Raw genomic sequence first — 25,234 nt, 5'->3', positions numbered from 1 at the left:
TTCTCTCTTCTTGTAAGACAGGATAAACTCAGCCCTTAAGTGTACCTGTAAAGTGGCTATGAAACATGTCTTACGAAAATCATCAGGCGTTAACGGGCTTAACGCTGGGTAAATCGACCGATTACCGCGACACCTACGACGCAAGCCTGCTTCAGGGCGTGCCGCGCAGCCTGAACCGCGATCCGCTTGGCCTTCACGCCGACGCGCTGCCGTTTGTCGGCGGCGACATCTGGACGCTGTATGAACTCTCCTGGCTGAACGCGCGCGGTCTGCCGCAGGTGGCCGTGGGCCACGTTGAGCTGGACTACGCCAGCGTGAACCTGGTCGAGTCGAAAAGCTTTAAGCTCTATCTCAACAGCTTCAACCAGACCCGATTCAACAGCTGGGACGACGTTCAGCAGACCCTTGAGCGGGATTTACGCGCCTGTGCGCAGGGAGACGTGTCCGTGTCGTTATACCGTCTGCATGAACTGGAGGGGCAGCCCATCGCCCATTTCCACGGCACCTGCATCGACGACCAGAATATTGAGATAGAGAGCTACGAATTCAGCGCCGACTACCTCGAAAACGCGGCGAGCGGAAAGATCGTGGAAGAGACGCTGGTCAGCCATCTGCTGAAGTCCAACTGCCTTATCACCCACCAGCCGGACTGGGGCTCCGTTCAGATTCAGTATCGCGGCCCGAAAATTGACCGGGAAAAGCTGCTGCGTTACCTGGTGTCGTTCCGCCATCACAACGAGTTTCACGAGCAGTGCGTGGAGCGCATCTTTAACGATATTCAGCGTTTCTGCCGGCCAGAAAAGCTCAGCGTGTACGCCCGCTATACCCGCCGCGGCGGTCTGGATATCAACCCGTGGCGCACCAATAGCGATTTTGTGCCTGCTACCGGACGGCTGGTGCGTCAGTAAGATAAATATTTTCACAATATGCGGGCGGTATTCCGCCCGAAGTGTTGTGAAACGTCATAAGCCAGGGCTATTGTAATCAACAGGGAAAGACGATAATCGTCCCATAAGGAGCTCACTTGATTACACATATTAGCCCGCTTGGCTCTATGGATATGTTGTCGCAGCTGGAAGTGGACATGCTTAAACGCACCGCCAGTAGCGACCTTTATCAACTGTTTCGTAACTGTTCACTTGCCGTACTGAACTCCGGAAGCCTGACCGACAACAGTAAAGAGCTGCTGTCCCGCTTCGAAAGTTTCGATATCAACGTGCTGCGCCGCGAGCGCGGCGTGAAGCTTGAGGTCATTAACCCGCCGGAAGAGGCGTTTGTTGACGGGCGTATTATTCGCTCCCTTCAGGCCAACCTGTTTGCCGTGCTGCGCGACATCCTGTTTGTTAACGGGCAGATCAGCAACGCCGGTCGTTTCCAGCATCTCGACCTGGAAAGCTCCGTTCATATCACCAACCTGGTCTTCTCCATTCTGCGTAACGCCCGCGCCCTGCACGTTGGCGAAGCGCCGAACATGGTCGTCTGCTGGGGTGGTCACTCCATTAACGAAACCGAATATCTGTACGCCCGCCGCGTGGGTAATCAGCTCGGCCTGCGCGAGCTGAACATCTGTACCGGCTGCGGTCCGGGAGCGATGGAAGCCCCCATGAAAGGTGCCGCGGTAGGGCATGCTCAGCAGCGCTATAAAGAGGGGCGTTTTATCGGCATGACCGAACCGTCCATCATCGCAGCGGAGCCACCTAACCCGCTGGTTAACGAACTGATTATCATGCCGGATATCGAAAAACGCCTTGAGGCGTTTGTCCGTATCGCTCACGGCATCATCATCTTCCCGGGCGGCGTCGGTACGGCGGAAGAGCTGCTTTACCTGCTGGGGATCCTGATGAACCCGGCCAACAAAGATCAGGTTCTGCCGCTGATCCTGACCGGGCCGAAAGAGAGCGCCGACTACTTCCGCGTGCTGGACGAGTTTATCGTTCATACGCTGGGGGAAGACGCGCGCCGTCACTATCGCATTATCATCGACGATGCCGCAGAAGTGGCGCGCCAGATGAAAAAAGCGATGCCGCTGGTGAAAGAGAACCGTCGTGATACCGGGGATGCCTACAGCTTTAACTGGTCCATCCGTATCGCACCGGACCTGCAAATCCCCTTCGAGCCGTCGCATGAGAACATGGCGAACCTGAAGCTCTACCCGGATCAGCCGGTAGAAGTGCTGGCTGCCGACCTGCGTCGCGCCTTCTCGGGCATCGTGGCGGGCAACGTTAAAGAGGTTGGGATCCGCGCGATTGAGGAGTTCGGGCCGTATAAGATCCACGGTGACCCGGAGATGATGCGCCGCATGGATGACATGCTGCAGGGCTTTGTGGCTCAGCACCGCATGAAGCTTCCGGGCTCTGCCTATATCCCGTGTTACGAAATCATCAAGTAACCCGTTTGCACCTTCCCCTCAGGCCGGATTGTTATCCGGCTTTTTTATTAGTGATGCAATTCATAGACATCTTTAATGCTACTAACAAATCCACCGCCAACGCAAACGATTACGTAGTTTTTGAAACCGTAAATAATTAGCCTTAATCAAAATTACCTGCCAGAAAATCCTAAAAACCCATTTCTTTTCAGCGAAAGACACCTATCTCGCGGGACAGCCTTTTCGAAAACATGTCGTTAATGGTAGCCTTCGCGCCCGTAAATCCTCTTTGACGTTTTTTTAACAGATAAATGGACTAAATATGCCCACTTCATAAGTGGATTATTGCATTTGGGATCGCGATCACTGATAGATTCATAACTAGAATGTATCTTTCCGCCCGCCAATAGTTACGGGCAAAAATTATTAAAAAACCGTCACTGAACGAATTTCATATTACCGTCAGGCACTTTTTCATCGGATTTGACTAAAAACCTGACAATTTGCTTCCTCCAGGAGATACAGATGGAAACCACTCAAACCAGCACCGTTGCTTCGATTGAATCCCGAAGCGGTTGGCGCAAAACGGATACCATGTGGATGCTTGGCCTTTACGGCACGGCAATCGGCGCTGGTGTACTGTTCCTTCCTATCAACGCGGGTGTCGGCGGTCTGATTCCGCTGATCATCATGGCCATCATCGCCTTCCCGATGACCTTCTTTGCACACCGCGGTCTGACCCGCTTCGTGCTGTCCGGTAAAAACCCGGGCGAAGACATCACTGAAGTCGTTGAAGAACACTTCGGCGTTGGCGCAGGTAAGCTGATTACCCTGCTCTACTTCTTCGCGATTTACCCCATTCTGCTGGTTTATAGCGTGGCTATTACCAACACCGTTGAAAGCTTCATGATGCACCAGCTGCAGATGACCCCGCCGCCGCGCGCGATCCTGTCCCTGATCCTGATTGTCGGTATGATGACCATCGTCCGCTTCGGCGAGCAGATGATCGTGAAAGCGATGAGCGTGCTGGTGTTCCCGTTTGTTGCTGCCCTGATGCTGCTGGCGCTGTACCTGATCCCACAGTGGAACGGCGCGGCGCTGGAAACGCTGTCCCTGAGCAGCGCATCCGCGACCGGTAACGGCCTGCTGCTGACCCTGTGGCTGGCAATCCCGGTAATGGTGTTCTCCTTCAACCACTCGCCAATCATCTCCTCCTTCGCGGTTGCGAAGCGTGAAGAGTACGGCAATGGCGCAGAGAAGAAGCGCTCCAGCATCCTGGCTCGCGCCCACATTATGATGGTACTGACCGTGATGTTCTTCGTGTTCAGCTGCGTGCTGAGCCTCTCCCCGGCAGACCTGGCGGCGGCGAAAGAGCAGAACATCTCTATTCTGTCTTACCTGGCAAACCACTTTAACGCACCGCTGATTGCGTGGATGGCGCCTATTATCGCGATTATCGCTATCACCAAATCCTTCCTGGGCCACTATCTGGGCGCACGTGAAGGCTTCAACGGTATGGTGATTAAATCTCTGCGCGGTAAAGGCAAGAGCATTGAAATCAACCGACTGAACAAAATCACTGCGCTGTTCATGCTGGTGACCACCTGGGCAGTAGCCACCCTGAACCCAAGCATTCTGGGTATGATTGAAACCCTGGGCGGCCCGATTATCGCGATGATTCTGTTCCTGATGCCGATGTACGCGATTCAGAAAGTGCCTGCGATGCGTAAATATAGCGGCCATATCAGCAACGTGTTCGTTGTTGTGATGGGTCTGATTGCCATCTCCGCCATTTTCTACTCGCTGTTCAGCTAAGACCTCCTGCGCCGTCCTCGGGCGGCGCACTCCTCCCCTCTGACTGAAGCAATGGACGCATCATGATTAGCGTATTCGATATCTTCAAAATCGGTATTGGTCCTTCCAGCTCTCACACCGTCGGGCCAATGAAAGCCGGTAAACAATTCACGGATGACTTGATTGCACGCGGCATTTTGCACGACATCACCCGCGTGGTTGTCGATGTATACGGTTCCCTTTCCCTGACCGGTAAAGGCCACCATACCGATATTGCCATTATCATGGGGCTGGCGGGTAATCTGCCGGATACCGTTGATATAGATGCAATACCTGGCTTTATCCAGGACGTGAACACCCACGGTCGTTTGCTGCTGGCGAACGGCGAACACGAGGTTGAATTCCCGGTTGACCACTGCATGAATTTCCATGCGGACAACCTGTCGCTGCATGAAAACGGTATGCGTATTACCGCTCTGGTCGGCGATAAAGCGGTTTACAGCCAGACGTATTACTCCATCGGCGGCGGCTTTATCGTTGACGAAGACCATTTTGGTCAAACCAACAGTTCCGCCGTCGACGTGCCGTTCCCGTACAAAAACGCGGCCGATTTACAGCGTCACTGCCGGGAGACGGGCCTTTCCCTCTCCGGCCTGATGATGAAAAACGAGCTGGCCCTGCACAGCAAAGAGGAGCTGGAACAGCACTTCGCTAACGTCTGGGAGGTGATGCGCAGCGGTATCGAACGCGGGATCACCACCGAAGGCGTGCTGCCGGGCAAGCTGCGCGTACCGCGTCGTGCGGCCGCGCTGCGCCGCATGCTGGTCAGCACCGACAAAACCACCACCGACCCGATGGCCGTCGTTGACTGGATCAACATGTTTGCGCTGGCGGTGAACGAAGAGAACGCCGCGGGTGGCCGCGTGGTTACCGCGCCAACCAACGGCGCGTGCGGTATCGTTCCGGCGGTGCTGGCGTATTACGACAAGTTCATTCGTGAAGTAAACGCAAACTCACTGGCGCGCTATATGCTGGTGGCCAGTGCGATTGGCTCACTGTACAAGATGAACGCCTCCATTTCCGGCGCGGAAGTGGGCTGTCAGGGTGAAGTGGGCGTAGCCTGCTCTATGGCGGCGGCGGGGCTGGCAGAACTGCTGGGCGCAAGCCCTGCGCAGGTGTGCATTGCGGCGGAAATCGGCATGGAACATAACCTGGGGCTGACCTGTGACCCGGTCGGCGGACAGGTACAGGTGCCGTGCATCGAGCGTAACGCTATCGCCTCTGTGAAAGCGGTCAACGCGGCCCGTATGGCGCTGCGCCGCACCAGCGAGCCGCGCGTCTGCCTCGACAAGGTTATCGAAACCATGTACGAAACCGGTAAGGACATGAACGCCAAATACCGCGAAACCTCCCGCGGCGGCCTGGCGATGAAGATCGTTACCTGCGACTAAGCCGCTCTGGAAGCCTCGTTTTGCGAGGCTTCTTCCTCTTTTCCCCGCTGCGAATAGTTTCCCTCTCCTGACAATGTTACCCTTCACCCATTAGACAGAAGGGAGATTATCTGTGGCCGTTCATTTGCTTATCGTCGATGCACTTAACCTGATTCGCCGCATCCATGCGGTCCAGGGCACCCCCTGCAAGGACACCTGTTTACACGCGCTGGAACAGCTTATCCGCCATAGCGAACCCACCCATGCCGTTGCCGTATTCGACGACGAGGCCCGCAATACCGGCTGACGGCACCAGCGCCTGCCGGACTACAAGGCCGGACGCGCCCCCATGCCGGGCGATCTCCACGCTGAAATGCCCGTTATTCGCGCGGCCTTTGAGCAGCGCGGCGTGCCGTGCTGGGGCGCGCACGGCAACGAAGCTGACGATTTAGCCGCAACGCTGGCGGTCAAAATCGCGAGCGCCGGGCATCAGGCCACTATCGTTTCAACCGATAAAGGCTACTGCCAGCTGCTCTCTCCGACAATCCGCATCCGCGACTACTTTCAGAAGCGCTGGCTGGACGCGCCGTTTATTGCCGGTGAGTTTGGCGTCTCGCCTGAGCAGCTGCCGGATTACTGGGGGCTAGCAGGCATCAGCAGCTCTAAGGTTCCGGGTGTTGCCGGTATTGGGCCAAAGAGCGCCGCGCAGCTGCTGACGGATTTTCAGAGTCTGGAAGGGATTTACGCCAGGCTGGATGAGGTGCCGGAAAAATGGCGCAAGAAGCTGGAGGCGCATAAAGAGATGGCGTTTACCTGCCGGGATGTGGCGACGCTGCAGACGGATTTACGGCTGGACGGGAATTTGCAGCAGTTAAGGTTAGAGCGGTAATGTACTACCTCTCCCCAAAGGGGAGAGGAGGAAGAGACTGCACCAAGGAATCCCCTCTCCCCTTTGGGGAGAGGGTTAGGGTGAGGGGTGAGCTGAAGCTATCGCTCGTCGCGACGCCCACCCACAGCGGCCCACCAGCGACGAATGTGTACCGTCACCTCTTCGCGGTCGTGATAAAGCTGACGCGCCTGGATCTCGACGTTAATGCCGTGCTCATCCATCTGCTCCTGGATGTAGGCCAGGTTCTGGGAAACCTCTTCGTAGCGCTTTTTCATTGGCAGCTTGAGGTTGAAAATCGTCTCACGACACCAGCCGTTTACCAGCCAGGAGGCCATCAGCGCCGCCACTTTCGCCGGTTTCTCTACCATGTCGCACACCATCCAGGAGATGTTGTTGCGGTTCGGGCGATAGCGGAAACCGTCCTCACGCAGCCAGGTCACCTGTCCGGTATCCATCAGGCTTTGCGCCATCGGGCCGTTGTCCACGGACGACACCCACATGTTGCGTTTTACCAGCTGATAGGTCCAGCCGCCGGGGCACGCTCCCAGATCGACCGCGTACATGCCGTTTGCCAGGCGCTCGTCCCACTCATCCGCCGGGATAAAGACGTGGAACGCCTCTTCCAGCTTCAGGGTTGAACGGCTCGGCGCATCCGCCGGGAAGCGCAAACGCGGGATCCCCATAAAGAACGGCGAGTTATTGGTGGTATAGGAGTAACCGGCATAGCAGCAGCCTGGTGCAATAAAGAAGATATGCACAACCGGACGCTTTGGCGTTTCGTAGTTCGTCAGCACGCCCGCATCACGCAGCGCTGCGCGCAGCGGCACGGTGAACTTACGGCAGAACTTCATCAGCTCTTTGCTTTCGTTGGTGTCGGCCACCTCAACGCGCAAATCGCCGCCCTTCTCCACCACGCCCTGTAACATGCCCACAATCGGCGTGATGCGGTCTTCCGGCGGAAGATCCTTCAGCAGCTCGCCGGCAACGAACATCTGGCGGGCGAAGATCAGCGAGCTGAACGGCAGCTCACGCGCCAGCCTGTCGGCATCATCAGGCTGATAGCATTCAAATACCACGTAGCCCGCGTTCTCTTTGACGCGAGCAAATCCGAAGACTTCACGCTTCGCCGCTTTATCGGTGATTTCCGCGGCGCACTCTTTCTCAAACCCCGGGCGACAATATAAAACAACCTTATTCATGAACAACGCCCTTGCGTTTCAGACGGATGGCTCCGATAAACATTAATACCCAACCCGCCAGGAAGCTAAAGCCGCCGACGGGTGTAACAAACGCCCACAGGCGTAAATGCGACAGCGCCAGACAGTAGAGGCTGCCGCTGAACAGTACGGTACCCAGCGCCAGGAAGACGCTGCTCCAGTAAAACCAGATGCTGATGCGGCGCTGCATCGCCACCGCCAGCCCAAAAATCGCCAGCGTGTGGAACGCCTGATACTCAAGGCCGGTCTGGATCCAGCCCATCTCCACAACGCCCAAAGACTTGCTTAACACATGCGCGCCAAACGCGCCCAGAGCTACAAAAATAAAGCCACTCACCGCGGCGAAAATCAGCATGAATCGGCTGGTCATGTTTATGTCCTGAAGTGATGCGTGCCCGGCACACAAAAGTTATTGTTCATACCTGAAGCGGAATTTTTCTTGCTCGCTTGCCGCTTTCGCCAGTATCCACTGCCGGAAAGCGGCTATTTTACCCAGTTCTGCCTGACTGTCATGACAAACCAGATAAAACGCATTCTTGCTGACCAGAACATCATTAAATGGGCAAACCAATCGGCCTGCCTCAATTTCGGACTGCGCCATGACGTTATTGGCCAGCGCCACGCCCTGCCCGTGAATGGCAGCCTGTAACACCATCGCACTGTGGCTAAAGATGGGCCCCTGCTGCACGTTTATATGGTTAAGACCTAATTGGCGGGTATAAGTTTGCCAGTCACGGCGCGAAGCATCGTGCAAAAGCGTATGTTGCGCCAGATCGGCGGGCGTTTTAAGCGCTTTATCGCCCGTCAGCAGCAGCGGCGAGCAGACCGGCAGCAGATATTCTGCGTATAATTTCTCCACGCGCAAGCCCGGCCAGTTACCGCGACCGTAAAAAATTGCCACGTCTACATCATCCGCCAGCTTGTCTTCCTGACGGTCGACAGCCTGGATCCTTACGTCGATTCCCGGATAAGTTGAGTTAAAGCTTGAGAGCCTCGGCACCAGCCACTGAATGGCAAAACTGGGCAATAAACTGACGGTCAGCGCCCCTTTTGCACTTCGGGCCTGCAGTTTGCGAGTGGCTTCCGTAAGCTGGGAAAAAATCTCTTTAATATCCTGAAAATAGCTCTGTCCCTCTTCGGTCAACAGCAACGATCGGTTGCGGCGACGGAACAGCTTCAGGCCCAGAAAATCCTCCAGAGACTTGATTTGATGACTTACTGCGGCCTGCGTCACAAAAAGCTCATCGGCTGCGCGGGTGAAGCTAAGGTGACGTGCTGCTGCATCAAAAACACGTAATGCATTAAGGGGTGGCAATCGCTTGGACATGGTTATCTGGCTTAGATGTTAACGAGATTTAACATATAGGAAACAACGTTTAACCTATTAGTTTTTTTTATCTGAGCCATTATAATTTGTCCGTTGAGGAACTACCAGCAAATACCTATAGTGGCGGCACTTCCTGAGCCGGAACGAAAAGTTTTTTTGGAATGCGTGTTCTGAAGGGCTTTTGGCTTACGGTTGTGATGTTGTGTTGTTGTGTTTGCAATTGGTCTGCGATTCAGACCACGGTAGCAACGCTACCAATTTTTCACTTCCTGTACATTTACCCTGTCTGTCCATAGTGATTAATGTAGCACCGCCAACTTGCGGTGCTTTTTTTTGCCTGAGATCTGTTAATGCTCGATCTCTTTCATCTCTTTCACGTCCGTACGGTTAATCTGCTGCTTGTTCCCGTTAGCATCTTTGTATGAAATCATACCGGTATCATTATCGGTTGTCGGTTTCCCTTCAGAGACGATAGATCGACCATCGTTGGTATGCATTACGTAGTTATTACCAGAACAGGCGCTCAGGGCAAAGGTCAACGCACAGGCAGAAATGATTGCAGCTGTCTTTTTCATGATTATTCTCCTTTAGCAATTAATGCTATTCAAACCTCGATTTATAACAGGCTAAAACATCCGCCTAACACTATTTAGCATAACCTGCTTTTTCAGACTCGCCAGGATAAGCAGACAAATCTGATAGATATCAACTTCCTTGCCCTGCCGCTGAAATTGCGCGACGATCCCAGGATCGATATGAGGAATGCCATGAACGCTTTCAGTCCCGCGCAGTTTCGCGCACAGTTTCCCGCGCTGGCCGATGCCGGCATTTACCTTGATAGCGCCGCCACGGCCCTTAAACCGCAGGCGGTGATTGAGGCAACCCGCCAGTTTTACAGCCTGAGCGCCGGGAGCGTGCACCGCAGCCAGTATGCCGAAGCCCGCCGCTTAACGGCGCAATACGAAGCCGCGCGCGACCAGGTCGCGCGCCTGATCAATGCCGACAGCGGTAAGAACATCGTCTGGACGCGGGGCACTACCGAAGCCATTAACATGGTGGCGCAATGCTACGCGCGTCCGCTGCTGCGGGCCGGAGATGAAATTATCGTCAGCGAGGCGGAACATCACGCCAACCTGGTGCCGTGGCTTATGGTGGCTGAACAAACGGGAGCGCGGGTGGTAAAGCTCCCGCTGGGTGCAGACCTTGTGCCGGACGTGGCGCGTCTGCCTGAGCTGATCACCCCGCGCAGCCGTATTCTGGCGCTGGGGCAGATGTCCAACGTCACCGGCGGCTGCCCCGATCTGGCTCGCGCCATCGAGATTGCCCACGCCAGCGGCGTGGTGGTGATGGTCGACGGCGCGCAGGGGATAGTGCATTTCCCGGCTGACGTGCAGGCGCTGGATATCGACTTCTACGCCTTCTCGGGGCACAAACTGTACGGCCCAACCGGGATCGGCGCGCTGTACGGCAAACCCGAGCTGCTGGCCCGGATGACGCCGTGGCTCGGTGGCGGCAAGATGATAACCGAAGTATCCTTCGACGGGTTTAAAACCCAGGAGGTGCCTTACCGCCTGGAAGCCGGTACGCCGAACGTGGCCGGAGTCATCGGCCTGAGCGCCGCGCTCGAATGGCTGGCGGAAACCGACGTGGTTCAGGCAGAAAGCTGGAGCCGTGGCCTGGCGACGCTGGCAGAGGAGGAGCTTAAAAAACGGCCCGGCTTTCGTTCGTTCCGCGTGCAGGATTCCAGCCTGCTCGCCTTCGATTTCGCGGGGGTGCACCATAGCGATATGGTGACGCTGCTTGCCGGATACGGCATAGCCCTGCGTGCCGGACAGCACTGCGCACAGCCGCTGCTGGCGGCTCTGGGCGTGAGCGGTACGCTGCGCGCCTCTTTTGCCCCCTACAACACTAAAAGTGACGTCGACGCGCTGGTTGCCGCCGTTGACCGCGCCCTTGAATTACTGGTGGATTAATGACGAGTTCAGCTTTAGCCGGACACCCATTCGGCTCCGTTATTACCGAAGAGACGCTAAAACAGACCTTCGCCCCGCTCACGCAGTGGGAAGATAAATACCGTCAGCTGATCCTGCTGGGTAAACAGTTGCCCGCGCTTTCAGACGATCTGAAATCGCAGGCGAAAGAGATCGCAGGCTGCGAGAACCGCGTCTGGCTTGGGTTTGGCGTATCCGGTGAGAAACTGCATTTCTTTGGCGACAGCGAAGGACGCATCGTTCGCGGCCTGCTGGCGGTACTGTTGACGGCGGTCGAAGGAAAAAGCGCCGCGGAGCTGCTGGCGCAGTCACCGCTGGCGCTATTTGATGAGCTGGGACTGCGCGCGCAGCTTAGCGCCTCGCGCGGACAGGGGTTAATCGCGCTCAGCGACGCGGTGCAGGACGCCGCGCGTCAGGTTCAGGCCTGACGCTCCGCCTTCGCCATCATCTTCTTCAGGGCGTGAGAGACCGCCACAAACCCGAAGGTGGCAGTCACCATCGTGGCTGCCCCAAAACCTGAGGCGCAATCCATCCGCTTCGGTCCTTCCGCCGTGCTTTTCATCGCACAGACCGAGCCGTCCGCCTGCGGATACACCAGCGCTTCGGTGGAGAATACGCAGTCCACGCCCAGCTTGCCCTTGCTGTTTTTCACGACGTTGAAGTCGCTTTTTAGGCGTTCACGCAGCTTAGCGGCCAGCGGATCCTGAATGGTTTTCGCCAGATCCGCCACCTGGATCTGCGTCGGATCGATTTGTCCGCCCGCCCCGCCGGTGGTCACCAGCGGCACCTTATAGCGACGGCAGTAAGCGATCAGCGCCGCTTTCGGGCGCACGCTGTCGATGGCGTCAATAACGTAGCTGTAGCCTTTGCTCATGTACTCCGCGACGTTATCCGCCGTCACGAAGTCGTCAATCACCGTCACGCGGCACTCCGGGTTGATCAGACGAATACGCTCCGCCATCACCTCAGACTTCGCCAGGCCGACGCTATCACGCAGGGCGTGAATCTGACGGTTAGTGTTAGTGACGCAAACATCATCCATATCAATCAACGTGATTGCGCCAATGCCGGTTCTCGCCAGCGCTTCTGCCGCCCAGGAGCCGACGCCGCCAATGCCCACCACGCACACGTGCGCATCCGCGAACAGCTGCAGGGCTTTTTCACCGTATAACCGTGCCGTGCCGCCGAATCGCTGGCGCCAGGCATCGCTGATTACCACAGACATAAAACCTCAGATGTAAAAAGGGTGAGGTTTTCCTCACCCTGAACCCTAATCCGTATTGCGCTCAGAATACCACAATCAGCCGCTGAATACGTTTCCGGTGCCCGGCGCGGTCTTCAGCACCCATACGCGTCCGTAGTGGTTATACCAGCCTGCGCGATGGCCGGCATCCGGGCCAATGCCCTGATAGATATCAAAGTGCTGCCCTTTGATCGCCCCGCCAACGTCCAGCGCCACCATCAGACGCAGCTCGTACTTGCCGTTGAACTTGCCGTTGTTATCGAGCAGAGGAACTTCCGCCAGCAGCGTGGTGCCCGCAGGAATGATAGAACGATCCGACGCTACCGACGCACGGCCAATCAGCGGTACGGCGCTCGCCCCCTTCACCGGCGCAAAGTTCTGCGGTTTGAAGAAAACAAACGATGGGTTCTGCTCAAGCAGTTCACGCACTTCGGCTTCGCTGTGCTTTTCGCCCCACTCGCGGATCGCCTGCATCGACATATCTTCTCTCTTCACTTCGCCACGGTCGATGAGCACCTTACCGATGCTGCGGTAGGCGTGGCCGTTCTTGCCGGCATAGCTAAAGAAGTTAAGCGGCGAACCGTCGCCAAAATCGATATAGCCGCTGCCCTGCACGTCCATGATGAAGTTATCCATCAGGGAGTTGCTGTAGGCCAGGACATAGTTTTCACTTAGCGCACCGGCGTAGATCTCGGCGCGTGACGGCAGACGACCGCGTTTTGGCGGCATGCGGTAAATCGGATACTGGAATTCACCCTGACGCGTGTGTCGCGCCTGGACAACCGGGGTGTAGTAACCGGTAAACTGAACGTTACCGTAGTTATCCGCCCCCTCCATCTGCCACGCGTCAATACCAAACTGGCGCATATTGCGGGTATCTCCGCCCGCGCGCAGCCAGTCCTGGACGGCGCTATAAACGTTGCTTTGCGAACTGTATAAACGCGGAGACGCTTTGCGGATCTGGTAGACCTGCTCGGAGAAATCCCCGGCATTGATCGGTGCACCCACGGCATCTGGCTGGTTAACTAACGAGAAAGGCTGGGATAACTTCCCGTCTTTATACTGTTGACCGCGATCGGTCGGTTTGGAGGAGCAGGCCGCAAGAATAGCTACCATTGCGCCTGTCATCAGATACTTCGCCCAACGTCCTTTCATTATATCTCGTCTTTTAGTTGCCCAATTCCGCATGATGAAGATAACAAACCCACCGTGCTAATGAAATGCAATCGCCTTCCCTTTGGCAAATTCTGGACAAAAAATAGTCCAAAGTGGCTATTACCGTTCATTTTGCATACAAAATAATGAATTATGTGAAAAAGGGGTTGCATCACAAACCTATCCGAGTATAGTGCGCTTCCACGGACGCGGGGTGGAGCAGCCTGGTAGCTCGTCGGGCTCATAACCCGAAGGTCGTCGGTTCAAATCCGGCCCCCGCAACCAATTAAAATTTGATGAAGTATCTTCTACGACTGTAGAAAGACGGACGCGGGGTGGAGCAGCCTGGTAGCTCGTCGGGCTCATAACCCGAAGGTCGTCGGTTCAAATCCGGCCCCCGCAACCAATCAAAATTTGAGAAGTATCTCCTACGACTGTAGAAAGACGGACGCGGGGTGGAGCAGCCTGGTAGCTCGTCGGGCTCATAACCCGAAGGTCGTCGGTTCAAATCCGGCCCCCGCAACCAATACTTCTAAAACATTAAACACCCTTCCGGGTGTTTTTTTGTATCTGTAGCTTATAAAAATGCCGGGCAACATACCCGGCCTGATGATTTATCCTCGCCGCGCCAGCGTTTCTCCGTCGGAGAAATAGGCCCTGATCCCCGCCAGAATTGACTCCGCCACTTCCTGCTGGAATTTAGCCGTCTTGAGTTTACGTTCCTCTTCCACGTTACTGATAAACGCGGTTTCGACCAGAATGGACGGGATATCCGGCGCCTTCAGTACCGCAAATCCGGCCTGCTCGACGCTGTTCTTGTGCAGCTTATTGACGCGGCCCAGCTTACCCAGCACCGCTTTACCGAACTTCAGGCTGTCGGTAATGGTCAGCGACTGCACCATATCGAACATCGTATGGTCGACATAGCGGTCACCGCTTTTGCTTACGCCGCCGATTAAATCCGAGGCGTTCTGCGTGTCCGCCAGGTACCTTGCGGCGGTACTGGTCGCCCCTTTCGTTGACAGGGCAAATACGGAAGATCCGCTCGGCTGACGGCTGGTAAAGGCATCCGCGTGGATAGAGACAAACAGATCCGCGCGCTGCTTCTGCGCTTTCGCCACGCGGACCTTCAGCGGGATGAACACGTCTTCGTTGCGCGTCATATAGGCGCGCATGTTGCCTTCTTTGTCGATTAACGCCTTCAGACGACGGGCAATTTGCAACACCACATCCTTTTCGCGGGTGTGGTATTTCCCCACCGCGCCGGAGTCTTCGCCCCCGTGGCCGGGATCGAGCATGATCACAATCGGGCGATCGCGTCCCGCCTTGCCCGGCTGCGGCCCGCTTTGCGCAGGCGGTACCTGCCGCTGGAGATCGCCTTTGTTGTAATCCTCCAGCAGGGCGAGGAGCGGATCCTGAATATCCGTCGCATTCGAGGGATAGAGATCCATCACCAGTCGCTCCCTGAACGTCGCAACCGGTGCGAGTGCAAAGAGCTGCGGTTTTACGTTCTGCTTCAGCTCAAACACCATGCGCACGGTTTGCGGATCGAACTGCCCGACGCGCGCCGATTTAATAAACGGATCGTCGCCGCGGATCTGCGCCGCCATGCCCTTAAGCACGGAGTTGAGATTTACACCTTCGAGATCAACCACCACACGTTCAGGATTGCTGAGGGCAAATTGCTTGTATTTCAGCACGCGGTTGGACTCGACCGTCACGCGCGTATAGGTCGACGACGGCCAGACGCGCACCGCGACTACCTGGCTTGTGGCGGCAAGACCCACCTGGCTGACGCTAAGCAACCACATCGCCCCGGCCCCTTTTAACAGGCGGCGGCGGCTTATTGCTGAATTGGATCCCGACATGCTTCTCCCGAGCAAGAAATCTGATTAATGAACAAAACGCCCAAATTGACCGAAAACTTTAACGAATGACGCATAAGCTGTCATCTATAAAAGGGTAAACATTCAAACGTTAACGCACGGATTACTTATTATTTTCTGTGGGTCGCAGAAAATTTAGGCTTGCACACGCGGCCACAATCGAATAAAAATACAGAAATTACGAATAAACATTCATTAAGGGTTGTGTCATGGTGAAGGAACGTAGAACCGAACTGGTCCAGGGATTCCGCCATTCTGTTCCCTATATCAACACCCATCGCGGAAAAACGTTTGTCATTATGCTGGGTGGCGAAGCCATTGAGCACGAAAACTTTTCCAGCATCGTCAATGACATCGGCCTGTTGCATAGCCTCGGTATCCGGCTGGTCGTGGTGTATGGCGCGCGCCCGCAGATCGAAGCTAACCTCGCGGCCCATCACCATGAGCCGATTTACCATAAACATACCCGCGTAACGGATGCGAAAACCCTCGAGCTGGTCAAACAGGCGGCCGGTTTACTGCAGCTGGATATCACCGCCCGGCTGTCGATGAGCCTGAATAATACGCCGTTGCAGGGCGCGCATATCAACGTGGTGAGCGGCAATTTTATCATTGCCCAGCCGCTCGGCGTGGACGATGGCGTGGATTACTGCCACAGCGGCCGCATTCGTCGTATCGATGAAGAGGCCATTCACCGCCAGTTAGACAACGGCGCGATCGTTCTGATGGGGCCGGTTGCCGTCTCCGTCACGGGAGAAAGCTTTAATCTGACGTCAGAAGAGATTGCCACCCAGCTGGCCATCAAGCTGAAAGCGGAAAAGATGATCGGCTTTTGTTCCTCGCAGGGTGTCGTGAATGATGAAGGCGTTATCGTCCCCGAACTCTTCCCGAATGAAGCCCAGGCGCGCGTCGAAGCGCTGGAAGCACAGGGCGATTACTACTCCGGAACCGTGCGTTTTCTGCGCGGTGCCGTTAAAGCGTGCCGCAGCGGCGTGCGTCGTAGCCACCTGATCAGCTATCAGGAAGACGGCGCGCTGCTGCAGGAACTGTTCTCCCGGGACGGTATCGGTACGCAGATCGTAATGGAGAGCGCCGAGCAGATCCGCCGCGCGACGATCAACGATATCGGCGGCATTCTGGAGCTGATCCGTCCGCTGGAGCAACAGGGCATTCTGGTTCGCCGCTCCCGCGAGCAGCTGGAGATGGAGATCGACAAGTTCACCATTATTCAGCGCGATAACCTGACCATTGCCTGTGCGGCGCTCTACCCGTTCCCGGAGGAGCAGATTGGGGAAATGGCGTGCGTCGCCGTGCACCCCGATTACCGCAGCTCCTCGCGGGGCGAGCTGCTGCTCGAACGCGTGGCGGCGCAGGCGCGCCAGATGGGGCTGAGCAAGCTGTTTGTGCTCACCACGCGCAGCATTCACTGGTTCCAGGAGCGCGGCTTTACGCCGGTAGACATTGATTCGCTGCCGGAAAGCAAGAAAGAGATGTACAACTATCAGCGCCGCTCGAAGGTGCTGATGGCCGATCTGGGATGACAACCGCCCTCTCCTCCCGGAGAGGGCGCTCGCTCAGACAGATTCAAATATCGCGCTCAGTCCGCTTCTGCGCTCGGTACGGGTGGCAATCGCCTGTACCAGCACGCGTTCATCCGCGTACAGCGAGAGGCGCTGGCGCGCGCGGGTAATGGCGGTATAGACCAGCTCGCGGGTCACCACCGGCGAAAGCTGTGTCGGCAGGATCAGCGCCGCGTGGTTGAACTCGGAGCCCTGCGATTTGTGTACCGTCATCGCCCACGCCGTTTCATGTTCTGGCAGGCGGCTCGGCTGTACGGACTTCACGCTGCCATCCGGCAGCTGGAACCAGACGCGCAGCCCGTTACCGCGATCGAGCGCAATCCCGATATCCCCGTTGAACAGGCCCAGCGCGCTGTCGTTGCGCGAAATCATCACTGGCCGGCCTTCATACCACCGCGAATGCGGCTGTCGGTGAATTTTTCGTTTCTGCACAAGCAGTTGCTCCAGCCTGTCGTTCAGGCCCGCAACGCCAAACGGCCCTTCCCGCAAGGCGCACAGAAGCTGGTACTCACCAAATGCGGCAATGACCTGCTCAGGATCGCTGCGCTGCTGCACGCGGCTCAGGAAATGCTGATATCCCTGAAGAGCATCCTCAAGCATGGCCTGATACTCTTCCCCGCTTTGCAGCGATTTCTTTTCAATATCGGTGAAGGTGCCGTCAAACACCGTGCGCGTGGTATGGCGATCGCCACGGTTGACTGCCGCTGCCAGCTGGCCAATGCCGGAGTCGCTACCGAAACGGTAGCTTTTTTGCAGCAGGCACAGGCTGTCGCGCAGCGCACCCGCAACCGGCGTAGCGTCCGGCTCAAGGGAGCAACCTGTCAGACGAGCCAGCTCCTGCGCCCGCGCGGGGGTATAACCGTAGCTGGCGTAGGTGCAGATATCCCCCAGCACCGCCCCGGCCTCTACGGAGGCGAGCTGATCGCGGTCGCCCAGGAAAATCACGCGCGCATGCGGCGGCAGGGCGTCGATCAGGCGCGACATCATGGTCAGGTCAATCATGGAGGCTTCATCCACCACCAGCACGTCCAGATGCAGGGGGTTCCCGGCATGGTAGCGCAGCCGCTGGCTACCCGGCTGGGCGCCGAGCAGCCGGTGTAAGGTGCTGGCTTCTCCCGGGAACAGCGCGAGCTGCTCCTGCGTCAGCGGCAGCCGCTGTAGCGCACCGCCCAGCGATTCGGTCAGACGCGCCGCCGCTTTCCCGGTGGGCGCAGCGAGACGAATACGGCACCGCTGCTCGCCAGATAGCTGGATCAGCGCTGCCAGCAGCTTTGCCACGGTCGTGGTTTTGCCGGTCCCCGGCCCGCCGGAAATCACCGAGATCCGCCGCGTCAGGGCAACGGCCGCCGCCACTTTCTGCCAGTCTGTTGCTTCGCCAGAATTGAACAGCACGTCCAGCGTCTGGCGAAGCTGCGCTTCGTCACAGGGGAGCGGCGCATTGGTCTCGCTAAAGAAGCGGGCAACGGTCAGCTCGTTTCGCCACAGGCGGTTCAGATACAAGCGCTCTCCCGTCAGGATCAGCGGCGCCTGGTTTTCTCCCGGCCCGACGGCCGACGATTCGCGCAAAATATTTTGCCAGTCCACCGCCTCTCCCAGCAGCGCAAAGCAGGACTGGAGGACAGGCGGCATTTTCTCGTCACACTTCAGGCGCGAGAGCGGCAGGCAGACGTGGCCCTCCCCGGCGTCTTTACTCAACAGCGCAGCGGCAAGCATCACGGCGGGCTGGTCAGCGGCAATCATCATGGCAAACTGCACATCCAGCTGACGCAGCACGCGTTGCTCTACCGCCTCCAGCAATAGTTCCTGCATCGTCATGCCATCTCCTCCGCGTTTGCTGCAAACAGGCTGTCCATTTTATCGATCAGATCGGCATCCGGGCGGGTGCTGAAGATGCCCGAACGCGGATCGGCTGCGTCCACCCCGCGCAGGAACAGGTAGATAACGCCACCAAAATGGTCGTCATAGCGGTAATCCGCAATGCGGTGGCGCAGGTAGCGGTGGAGAGCCAGGGTATAGAGTTGATACTGGAGATCGTAGCGATGCATTTGCATAGCCGCCGCCATCGCCTGTTGGGTATAGGCCTCGCTGTTCTCGCCCAGCCAGTTAGATTTGTAATCCAGCAGGTAATAGCGCCCTTCGTGACGGAAGACCAGGTCGATAAACCCTTTCAGCATGCCCTGCACCTGACGGAAGTTCAGCGGCGGACAGCCGGCTGACAGCGGATCGTACTGGCGGATCAGCGCGTCAAGCGCGTCGGCCCTAAGCGGCCCCGCGACGGGCAGATAAAACTCCATCTCAACCTGCTTATTTCTGGCCGTTAACTGGCTAAGAGAGATGCCCTGCTCCGTCAGCGGCGCCTGCAAAATGGCGTTGATCCACTCAGTCAGGACGGGTTGCCAGTGCGCGTCATAGCCTCCGCTCTGCAACATCTTTAATACCCACTCCTCGCTGACGGGCTGGGTGAAATCAAGCTCTTCAAACAGGCTGTGTAAAAAGGTTCCCGGCGACGCGCCGCGCGGAAACTGATGCGGGGTTAACGTCGGCTCAGCCGGAACATCACCCACCCCTGCGGCATCCACGTCGAGCTTCGGCATCAGATCCTGCGCGATGCTTTGCCCGTGCTGCTGAAGGCCGGAATAGCTGGTAACTCGCCAGTCGTCGGCAAGCACCCGCGTGATCTGGCGCGCGCTAAGATCGGACTCTGGCTCTTCCGCCATCTGCCAGCGGCTATTGTCTGGCAACGCGGGAATATGCAGCGCGATATCGTCTCCGCAAAGGGATTCAATACACAGACGCAGTCCCGCCGCGTCTTTCGGCTCGCCACGCTGGATAAGCCGCCCTAACGCGCTTAAGTGGAAATCACTCTCCCCGGCTTTCTCACCGCGACGGCGGAAAACCGGCGCCACGCCGAGGCTGCAATGCCAGACGGAACGGGTCAGCGCTACGTAAAGCAGACGCAAATCCTCTGCCAGACGCTCCGCTTCCGCCAGCTCAACGCTGCTTTCCGCTTTGCTGAGGTCGAGCACCGCGTCGAAAGATTCGCGATCGTGGTAAAAGGCCTGGTCCTGTACGCGGTAGTTAGCGATAAAGGGCAGCCAGACCAGCGGATACTCCAGCCCTTTCGATTTGTGAATGGTCACGATTTGCACCAGGTGCTTATCGCTTTCAAGACGCATCTGCTGGCTTGAGGAATTGCTGTTGGGATCGGCTATTTGCTGCGCCAGCCAGCGCACGAGCGCATGCTCACTTTCAAGCTGGGTACCGGCTTCCTGCAACAGTTCGCTGATGTGTAAAATATCGGTAAGACGACGCTCGCCGCCGGATGTCGCAAGCATATTCTCGGCAATCTGACGGCGCGTCATCAGCTCGCGCAGCATCGCCATGACGCCGCGCTTTTGCCAGCGCTCGCGGTAATGGACAAACTCTTCCACCACCGTATCCCATGCATTCTCATCATGGTTGAGCACATCGATATCCCGCGCGTTCAGCCCCAGCATGGAGCTGGCCAGCGCGCTTCGAAGCGTACTTTCACGCTCCGGCGCCAGCACCGCCTGAAGCAGCCAGAGCATTTCCTGAGCTTCCAGCGTATCAAACACACTGTCGCGGTTAGAGAGATAAACGGACGGAATATCGAGCAGCGTGAGCGCATCGCGGATCAATGCCGCTTCCTGGCGACTACGCACCAGCACGGTGATATCGGAGGCCTTAACAGGGTTTGCCTGCTCCCCCTTCCATAACAGCGCCTCGCCGCGCGCGCCCGCGCTCAGCCAGTCCCGGATTTGGGCGGCGCAGTGCTGGGCCATCGCCGCCTGATACTCTGCCACGCCAAAGCCTTCCCCCTCCAGCAGCCAGAAGTTCATGGCGGGCTGCGTCGCGCCCCCCACTTCAAAGCGTAAGGTCGCGTTTTTCACGGCGGATTTCACCGGCAGGAAAGGGATTTCACTGAACATAAACGCCGTCTCCATGCGGCTGAACAGCGTATTGACGCTCTCAACCATGCCCGGGGCGGAGCGCCAGTTAGTGTCTAGCGTGTAGTGCGCGACAACCTCGCTGCGGGCTTTCATGTAGGTAAAGATGTCTGCACCACGGAAGGCATAAATCGCCTGCTTGGGATCGCCAATCAGCAGCAGGGCCGTGTCTGGCTGCTGTCGCCAGATGCGGCGAAAAATGCGGTACTGCTGGGGGTCGGTGTCCTGAAATTCGTCAATCATCGCCACCGGGAATCGGGTACGAATTGCGCTGGCAAGCGCGTCGCCGTTCTCGCTGGACAGAGCCTCGTCCAGGCGGCTCAGCATGTCATCAAACCCCAGCTCGCCCCGGCGACGTTTTTCACGCGCTACGGCGTCGCGGATCTCCTTCATGGCGCGGGCGATCATCAGGTCGTTGAGCGTTAAGGGCTCGGCAAGCAGCGCTTCAATCGCAACAAACAGGGGATGCTCCGGCACGATGCCATCGGCTTTGGTCCGCTCGGTCAAAAACCGCTGGGAAAATTTCTCCAGCGCGTCCGGAAGCTGGTAGCCTCGCGTCTCCTCCTGGGCCCAGGCGCCGATCTTTTCGATCCACTTCCCCTGGTTCCCGCGGTTGAACTTGCGCCTGTCGATACCGGAATTTTCGATAATCCCTTCAATTTCACCGACCGACTCATTCCACTTCTGCTTAAGCGCGGCAATCTTGCTGACGATCTTTTCATGACGCGAGGCCAGCGTTTCATCGGCAGGTGGCGGGGATTTAATGACCGGCGCTTCGCCCTGCAGATAGCGGTCGATGGCGCGCAGGAGCTCTTCGGGGCCTTTCCACAGGGCATGAACCGCCTCGGCAATGTCTCGCGGCAGCGGGTAGCAGTGACGACGCCAGAAGTCCGCGCAGGCCTGATACCGAAGCTCGGACTCATCTTCGATAAGCTGCTGCTCAAACAGCATGCCGGATTCAAACGCATTCAGGCTCAGCATGCGCTGACAAAAGCCGTGAATGGTGAAGACCGAGGCTTCGTCCATTTGCCGTTCGGCCAGCAGCAGCCATTGCGCAGCCTGCTGCTTATCCGCGATTTCGTCCAGCAGGCTTGCGTAGAGGGGGTTATCCGTGGTCTGGCGCAGACAGGCGATGCGCAGTTCATGGATATTGCTGCGGATACGGCCGCGCAGTTCGGCAGTGGCCGCTTCGGTGAACGTCACCACCAGCAGCTCTTCCACGCTTAGCGGGCGTGAAAAAGCCGCGTTACCGCCCAGCCCTAACAGCAGGCGCAGGTATAGCGCGGCGATAGTATAGGTTTTTCCCGTTCCCGCTGAGGCTTCAATCAGTCGCTCACCCTGTAGTGGTAATCTGAGGGGATCAAGCGGCTCAGCGGTATGGGTCATTCTTTCTTACTCCAGGGCATAGTTTGTTGCAGTGCGCTAACGCTCTTCCAGAGGGTCCACTCCTTCGACTTCACGTAGTCCGCTTTCCCGCTCTGGCTACCAGAGACCTGGGAGAGGATGGCCATACCCTGCGGTTTTACCACCGCCTGATGGAAGAAATCGGCAACCTTTTGTGGCGTTAGCTGTTTTATTTCGGCCACGATTTTATCACGCGAATCGAATTTCATATTACCGCGATCAAAATCTTTGCTCAGCTGCGACGCCTCTTCACCCAGCGTCTGCGGTGGCTGCATTACCTGGGCAATGACCGCCTGCTGGATCTGGGCAAACTCTTCCGGCTTCATGGCGCGAAGCTTTGCTTCCGCCTGCGGGAAGAAGGCCTGATAGCGCTGCCACAGATAAGCCGGTTGCCTGTCGCTGCTTTGCAGAAGGAAGCCCAGCCCCCACTGACGGCCCACGTTCATGGAGAAGGCGAACACGGCGTAGCCCAGCTGTTCTTCGGTACGCAGCTGGTTGTAGAACCACGGCTGAATAATTTGTCCGAGCACGGCGCTCTGCGCCGAGCTGGTATATTCATCATAACCGGTAGGGACAAACACGGCGGCCAGCGCGGAGTCGGTGCTGCTCCCCGCCTTCTCGAAGAGAACGTTCTGCTTTTTCTCCACCAGCACGTCCTGATTTCGGCACCACTCATCGCCCTTCGAGCCCAGCTGCTTACGCACGTTTTGCGCCAGCGTTTTTGCCTGCTCTTCGCTCATGTTCCCCACCACCAGGAACTCTGGACGGGTGTTGCTTTTCAGCGCATCGCGGTAAGCCAGCACCTCTTTTAAGGTGATTGAGGGCAGTAACGCGCGGCGATCTTCGCGCTGGAAGTAGGGAATTTGCGACAGCATCTGGGCGGGCATAATAGCCTGATCGAAGGCTTTGCCCTTCTCCGCAGAATCCATCATCTGCGCATACCAGGATTTGGCCTGCTCCAGCTGCTCTTCCGTTGGCGTGTAGCTGAAATAGCCGTCCAGCAGCGCCTCGAACAGCTGCGGCAAACGCTGGGTGTAGCCGTTGGCGTTAACCATCAGGCCGTTATTGGCGTTGGTCGAGAAGCTGATACCGCCAACGGCGGCCTGGTTGCTGAGCTGATCGAGGGCAATACCGGCCAGATAATCGTTGAGCGCAAACATCACCTGATTTCTGGCGCTGTCCATCGCCTTTGGATTGCGCAGCACCACGCTGACGTCGGCTTTGGGCTCGTCGGCAAAATAGCGGCTTGGGGTGTAAACCACGCGCAGCGTCGGCTCATCAACAATCAGCGTCGGGTGCGGATAAGCTTTGGCGGTTTTGATCAGCGAGAAGTCATCCGGGATGTAGGGGTTAAGCTCCGGCAGCTTCAGCGCAATCTCGCCAGCCTTTTTCTGCCAGCCAGCGAAGGTTTGTTCGCTAATTTTTTCTACCTGATACGGGGCATCGACGAAATAGGCCGTTTTGTTATGCGGTTCGTTCGGGCTGATATACCAGACCCTGGCGTTCTGCGGCGTCATCATCGCCAGACGTGCGTTAAGCGCTGCGGCGTCATACTGGTCGGCAATATTTACCGCATCCAGCGTATGCTCCACCGGCACGCGGATCATGGTATCTGCCAGCCACTCAACGTAATCCATGTCACGCGTAATTGACGGGTAGCGGAAGTCGAGATCCAGCACGTGGGCCAGCTCGTCAAAATAGCGTTTATCGACGCCTTTCTCCCGCAGCAGACCGAGATAGCTGAAAATGGCCGCAACGACCTCGTCACGGTGCGCCAGCCCTTTATCCGTCAGCGTGGCGGAGATGGCCAGCACGCCGCTGTTACCGTTCACCACGGGATCGGAGTCAGCGCGAATGCCTTCCACCAGCCCCTGCTTTTGCAGCCAGTCGGAAAGCGTGCCCGGGCTGCGGTTGCCGATAAGATAGGTCACCAGCTCGTCGGTTTTGCTGCGGAACTGCGCCGTGTTGTTATCAATACGAAACTCAACGCGTAACACCTTGCGCGGCAGTGCCGGCACGTAGTGGATAACGATGCCTTTTTGCGCGTCGGTGACAACCGGCACGTTAATCTTCGGCAGATCGATATTTTTATTTGGCACCCGGCCATAGGTCTTCGCCGCCATGGCCGCCAGCTCCGGCAACGGTTTGTTGCTGTAGATGACCGCCTTCATCAGGTTGGCGGAATAATATTTATCGCGAAACGCATGCAGCGCGTCGAGCACCGGGCTGCCCGGTTTATCGCTCAGCGTTTCAAGGTTGCCGCCGGAGAAGCGCGAGCCCGGGTGAGCAGGATTGATGGTTTCGGCGCTAACCTGCGCCATGCGCATACCGTCTCGGGTGCGCGCCATCGTCAGCTCAGCGTTCACGGCGTTGCGTTCACGGTCGGCGTATTTTTTATCCAGCAGCGGTGCGGCAATGGCATCCGCCAGTCGGTCCACCGCTCCGTCAAGCGCATCATTTTCCACTTCAAGGTAAAACGCGGTGCGATACGGTGCGGTGCTGGCGTTATGGCTGCCGCCGTGCATCTTCAGAAATTCGGACAGGCTATCCGGCTGCGGGTATTTTTTAGAGCCCATCAGCGTCATATGTTCGAGATAGTGCGCCAGCCCAGGATGGGCGTCAGGATCTTCCAGCGATCCAACCGGCACAACCAGTGCGGAGAGCGACTTCACCGCCTGCGGATCGGAAACCAGCAGCACGGTCATCCCGTTATCAAGACGAATAGCCTGATACTGGCGGGTATCCTTCTCGCTCTTACGGATTGTTTCCTGAACGGGTTGCCAACCGGAAGCTGCCTGAGTGACGGGAGCCCAAAGGGCGATAAACAAAACAAACGCTTTGAACAGGGTGCTGCCTGGCATTACGACCTCTTTATCACGGCTACATCATTAACAACGTGCGTGCTGGACATGCCAGCATCTCTTTCTTTAGGTACATCAGTCCGTGATAAGAGGTGCATCATAAATGAACACCTCATACTGC

Annotated in this window: 17 protein-coding genes, 3 tRNA genes and 1 pseudogene; 11 read left to right on the top strand and 10 right to left on the bottom strand. The window is 57.2% G+C overall.

The window, feature by feature from the left end; all coding sequences use genetic code 11:
- Positions 1–65: 65 nt before the first annotated feature.
- The 5 genes and pseudogenes from queF (at position 66) to xni (ending at position 6,481) form a co-directional block, all read left to right on the top strand.
- Positions 66–908: an NADPH-dependent 7-cyano-7-deazaguanine reductase QueF gene (gene queF, locus HWQ14_RS09720; RefSeq protein WP_176609591.1), complete on the top strand. Its 843-nt coding sequence runs from the start codon at positions 66–68 to the stop codon at positions 906–908.
- A 116-nt stretch (positions 909–1,024) separates the two neighbouring features.
- Entirely contained in the window at positions 1,025–2,389 is a 1,365-nt protein-coding gene (gene ppnN / locus HWQ14_RS09715) for a nucleotide 5'-monophosphate nucleosidase PpnN (protein ID WP_148421169.1), read from the top strand.
- Positions 2,390–2,893: 504 nt separating this feature from the next.
- Positions 2,894–4,183, top strand: a complete 1,290-nt coding sequence (locus HWQ14_RS09710; protein ID WP_176609590.1) for an HAAAP family serine/threonine permease — start codon at positions 2,894–2,896, stop codon at positions 4,181–4,183.
- A gap of 62 nt (positions 4,184–4,245) precedes the next feature.
- A complete protein-coding gene (locus HWQ14_RS09705) occupies positions 4,246–5,613 on the top strand; it encodes an L-serine ammonia-lyase (RefSeq protein WP_176609589.1) in 1,368 nt (455 codons plus the stop codon).
- A 112-nt stretch (positions 5,614–5,725) separates the two neighbouring features.
- Positions 5,726–6,481: pseudogene (gene xni, locus HWQ14_RS09700) on the top strand (flap endonuclease Xni).
- A 98-nt stretch (positions 6,482–6,579) separates the two neighbouring features.
- Here the strand turns inward: xni and rlmM are convergent.
- The 4 genes from rlmM to HWQ14_RS09680 all read right to left on the bottom strand — a co-directional run bounded on the left by rlmM (position 6,580) and on the right by HWQ14_RS09680 (position 9,600).
- Complete coding sequence (rlmM, locus tag HWQ14_RS09695) at positions 6,580–7,680, bottom strand: 23S rRNA (cytidine(2498)-2'-O)-methyltransferase RlmM (protein ID WP_176609588.1); 1,101 nt, start codon at positions 7,678–7,680, stop codon at positions 6,580–6,582.
- Complete coding sequence (locus HWQ14_RS09690) at positions 7,673–8,068, bottom strand: DUF423 domain-containing protein (RefSeq protein ID WP_148421159.1); 396 nt, start codon at positions 8,066–8,068, stop codon at positions 7,673–7,675. The genes rlmM and HWQ14_RS09690 overlap by 8 nt, the downstream gene beginning before the upstream one ends.
- 39 nt (positions 8,069–8,107) lie before the next feature.
- On the bottom strand, positions 8,108–9,025 hold the full coding sequence (gene gcvA / locus HWQ14_RS09685; protein ID WP_003862758.1) for a glycine cleavage system transcriptional regulator GcvA: 918 nt from the start codon (positions 9,023–9,025) through the stop codon (positions 8,108–8,110).
- Positions 9,026–9,372: 347 nt separating this feature from the next.
- Positions 9,373–9,600 (bottom strand): YgdI/YgdR family lipoprotein, encoded by a 228-nt coding sequence (locus tag HWQ14_RS09680; protein WP_003862759.1) that lies wholly within the window; start codon positions 9,598–9,600, stop codon positions 9,373–9,375.
- A 192-nt stretch (positions 9,601–9,792) separates the two neighbouring features.
- On the opposite strand from HWQ14_RS09680, the gene csdA reads away from it, so the two are divergent.
- The gene (gene csdA / locus HWQ14_RS09675; protein ID WP_176609587.1) at positions 9,793–10,998 is read left to right on the top strand and encodes a cysteine desulfurase CsdA; all 1,206 of its coding nucleotides are present in this window, start codon (positions 9,793–9,795) and stop codon (positions 10,996–10,998) included.
- Positions 10,998–11,444: a cysteine desulfurase sulfur acceptor subunit CsdE gene (gene csdE / locus HWQ14_RS09670; RefSeq protein ID WP_176609586.1), complete on the top strand. Its 447-nt coding sequence runs from the start codon at positions 10,998–11,000 to the stop codon at positions 11,442–11,444. Before csdA ends, csdE begins: the two co-directional genes overlap by 1 nt.
- On the opposite strand, the gene tcdA is transcribed toward csdE, so the two are convergent.
- Positions 11,435–12,241, bottom strand: coding sequence for a tRNA cyclic N6-threonylcarbamoyladenosine(37) synthase TcdA (gene tcdA / locus HWQ14_RS09665; protein WP_176609585.1), 807 nt, complete (start codon positions 12,239–12,241; stop codon positions 11,435–11,437). The genes csdE and tcdA overlap by 10 nt on opposite strands.
- A gap of 75 nt (positions 12,242–12,316) precedes the next feature.
- Positions 12,317–13,414, bottom strand: a complete 1,098-nt coding sequence (mltA, locus tag HWQ14_RS09660; protein ID WP_176609584.1) for a murein transglycosylase A — start codon at positions 13,412–13,414, stop codon at positions 12,317–12,319.
- A 208-nt stretch (positions 13,415–13,622) separates the two neighbouring features.
- Here mltA and HWQ14_RS09655 point away from each other — a divergent pair.
- The 3 genes from HWQ14_RS09655 (at position 13,623) to HWQ14_RS09645 (ending at position 13,940) form a co-directional block, all read left to right on the top strand.
- Positions 13,623–13,699, top strand: a tRNA-Met gene (locus HWQ14_RS09655).
- Positions 13,700–13,743: 44 nt separating this feature from the next.
- Positions 13,744–13,820 (top strand) — tRNA-Met (locus HWQ14_RS09650).
- A 43-nt stretch (positions 13,821–13,863) separates the two neighbouring features.
- Positions 13,864–13,940: transfer RNA gene (locus tag HWQ14_RS09645), tRNA-Met, on the top strand.
- A gap of 88 nt (positions 13,941–14,028) precedes the next feature.
- Here HWQ14_RS09645 and amiC read toward each other — a convergent pair.
- Positions 14,029–15,282 carry an N-acetylmuramoyl-L-alanine amidase AmiC gene (gene amiC / locus HWQ14_RS09640; protein ID WP_148421149.1) on the bottom strand — a complete coding sequence of 418 codons (1,254 nt, stop codon included), beginning with the start codon at positions 15,280–15,282 and terminating at the stop codon, positions 14,029–14,031.
- 227 nt (positions 15,283–15,509) lie between these two features.
- On the opposite strand from amiC, the gene argA reads away from it, so the two are divergent.
- A complete protein-coding gene (gene argA / locus HWQ14_RS09635) occupies positions 15,510–16,841 on the top strand; it encodes an amino-acid N-acetyltransferase (protein WP_006811807.1) in 1,332 nt (443 codons plus the stop codon).
- Positions 16,842–16,874: 33 nt separating this feature from the next.
- Here argA and recD read toward each other — a convergent pair whose 3' ends face one another.
- From recD to ptrA, 3 genes are read right to left on the bottom strand one after another with little or no spacing between them, the layout of a single operon-like run.
- A complete protein-coding gene (gene recD, locus HWQ14_RS09630; RefSeq protein ID WP_176609583.1) occupies positions 16,875–18,695 on the bottom strand; it encodes an exodeoxyribonuclease V subunit alpha in 1,821 nt (606 codons plus the stop codon).
- Positions 18,692–22,234, bottom strand: coding sequence for an exodeoxyribonuclease V subunit beta (gene recB, locus HWQ14_RS09625; protein WP_176609582.1), 3,543 nt, complete (start codon positions 22,232–22,234; stop codon positions 18,692–18,694). The genes recD and recB overlap by 4 nt, the downstream gene beginning before the upstream one ends.
- Positions 22,231–25,113 (bottom strand): pitrilysin, encoded by a 2,883-nt coding sequence (gene ptrA, locus HWQ14_RS09620; RefSeq protein ID WP_176609581.1) that lies wholly within the window; start codon positions 25,111–25,113, stop codon positions 22,231–22,233. Before ptrA ends, recB begins: the two co-directional genes overlap by 4 nt.
- Positions 25,114–25,234 lie beyond the last annotated feature (121 nt).

This window comes from Enterobacter cloacae (genome assembly GCF_013375935.1).
In the GTDB taxonomy this organism is placed as follows: Bacteria; Pseudomonadota; Gammaproteobacteria; order Enterobacterales; family Enterobacteriaceae; genus Enterobacter; species Enterobacter pasteurii.
The sequence above is the reverse complement of the archived record's forward strand: the minus strand, read 5'-3'. Positions and strand labels throughout refer to the sequence as shown.

What these genes read in the sequence shown, in the direction of transcription:
- csdA (WP_176609587.1), top strand. Translation starts at nt 9,793, where the DNA reads ATGAACGCTTTCAGTCCCGCGCAGTTTCGCGCACAGTTTCCCGCGCTG.
- mltA (WP_176609584.1), bottom strand. Translation starts at nt 13,414, where the DNA reads ATGAAAGGACGTTGGGCGAAGTATCTGATGACAGGCGCAATGGTAGCT.
- ptrA (WP_176609581.1), bottom strand. Translation starts at nt 25,113, where the DNA reads ATGCCAGGCAGCACCCTGTTCAAAGCGTTTGTTTTGTTTATCGCCCTT.
- csdE (WP_176609586.1), top strand. Translation starts at nt 10,998, where the DNA reads ATGACGAGTTCAGCTTTAGCCGGACACCCATTCGGCTCCGTTATTACC.
- amiC (WP_148421149.1), bottom strand. Translation starts at nt 15,282, where the DNA reads ATGTCGGGATCCAATTCAGCAATAAGCCGCCGCCGCCTGTTAAAAGGG.
- HWQ14_RS09690 (WP_148421159.1), bottom strand. Translation starts at nt 8,068, where the DNA reads ATGACCAGCCGATTCATGCTGATTTTCGCCGCGGTGAGTGGCTTTATT.
- gcvA (WP_003862758.1), bottom strand. Translation starts at nt 9,025, where the DNA reads ATGTCCAAGCGATTGCCACCCCTTAATGCATTACGTGTTTTTGATGCA.
- HWQ14_RS09680 (WP_003862759.1), bottom strand. Translation starts at nt 9,600, where the DNA reads ATGAAAAAGACAGCTGCAATCATTTCTGCCTGTGCGTTGACCTTTGCC.
- tcdA (WP_176609585.1), bottom strand. Translation starts at nt 12,241, where the DNA reads ATGTCTGTGGTAATCAGCGATGCCTGGCGCCAGCGATTCGGCGGCACG.
- argA (WP_006811807.1), top strand. Translation starts at nt 15,510, where the DNA reads ATGGTGAAGGAACGTAGAACCGAACTGGTCCAGGGATTCCGCCATTCT.
- HWQ14_RS09705 (WP_176609589.1), top strand. Translation starts at nt 4,246, where the DNA reads ATGATTAGCGTATTCGATATCTTCAAAATCGGTATTGGTCCTTCCAGC.
- recD (WP_176609583.1), bottom strand. Translation starts at nt 18,695, where the DNA reads ATGACGATGCAGGAACTATTGCTGGAGGCGGTAGAGCAACGCGTGCTG.
- recB (WP_176609582.1), bottom strand. Translation starts at nt 22,234, where the DNA reads ATGACCCATACCGCTGAGCCGCTTGATCCCCTCAGATTACCACTACAG.
- rlmM (WP_176609588.1), bottom strand. Translation starts at nt 7,680, where the DNA reads ATGAATAAGGTTGTTTTATATTGTCGCCCGGGGTTTGAGAAAGAGTGC.
- HWQ14_RS09710 (WP_176609590.1), top strand. Translation starts at nt 2,894, where the DNA reads ATGGAAACCACTCAAACCAGCACCGTTGCTTCGATTGAATCCCGAAGC.
- queF (WP_176609591.1), top strand. Translation starts at nt 66, where the DNA reads ATGTCTTACGAAAATCATCAGGCGTTAACGGGCTTAACGCTGGGTAAA.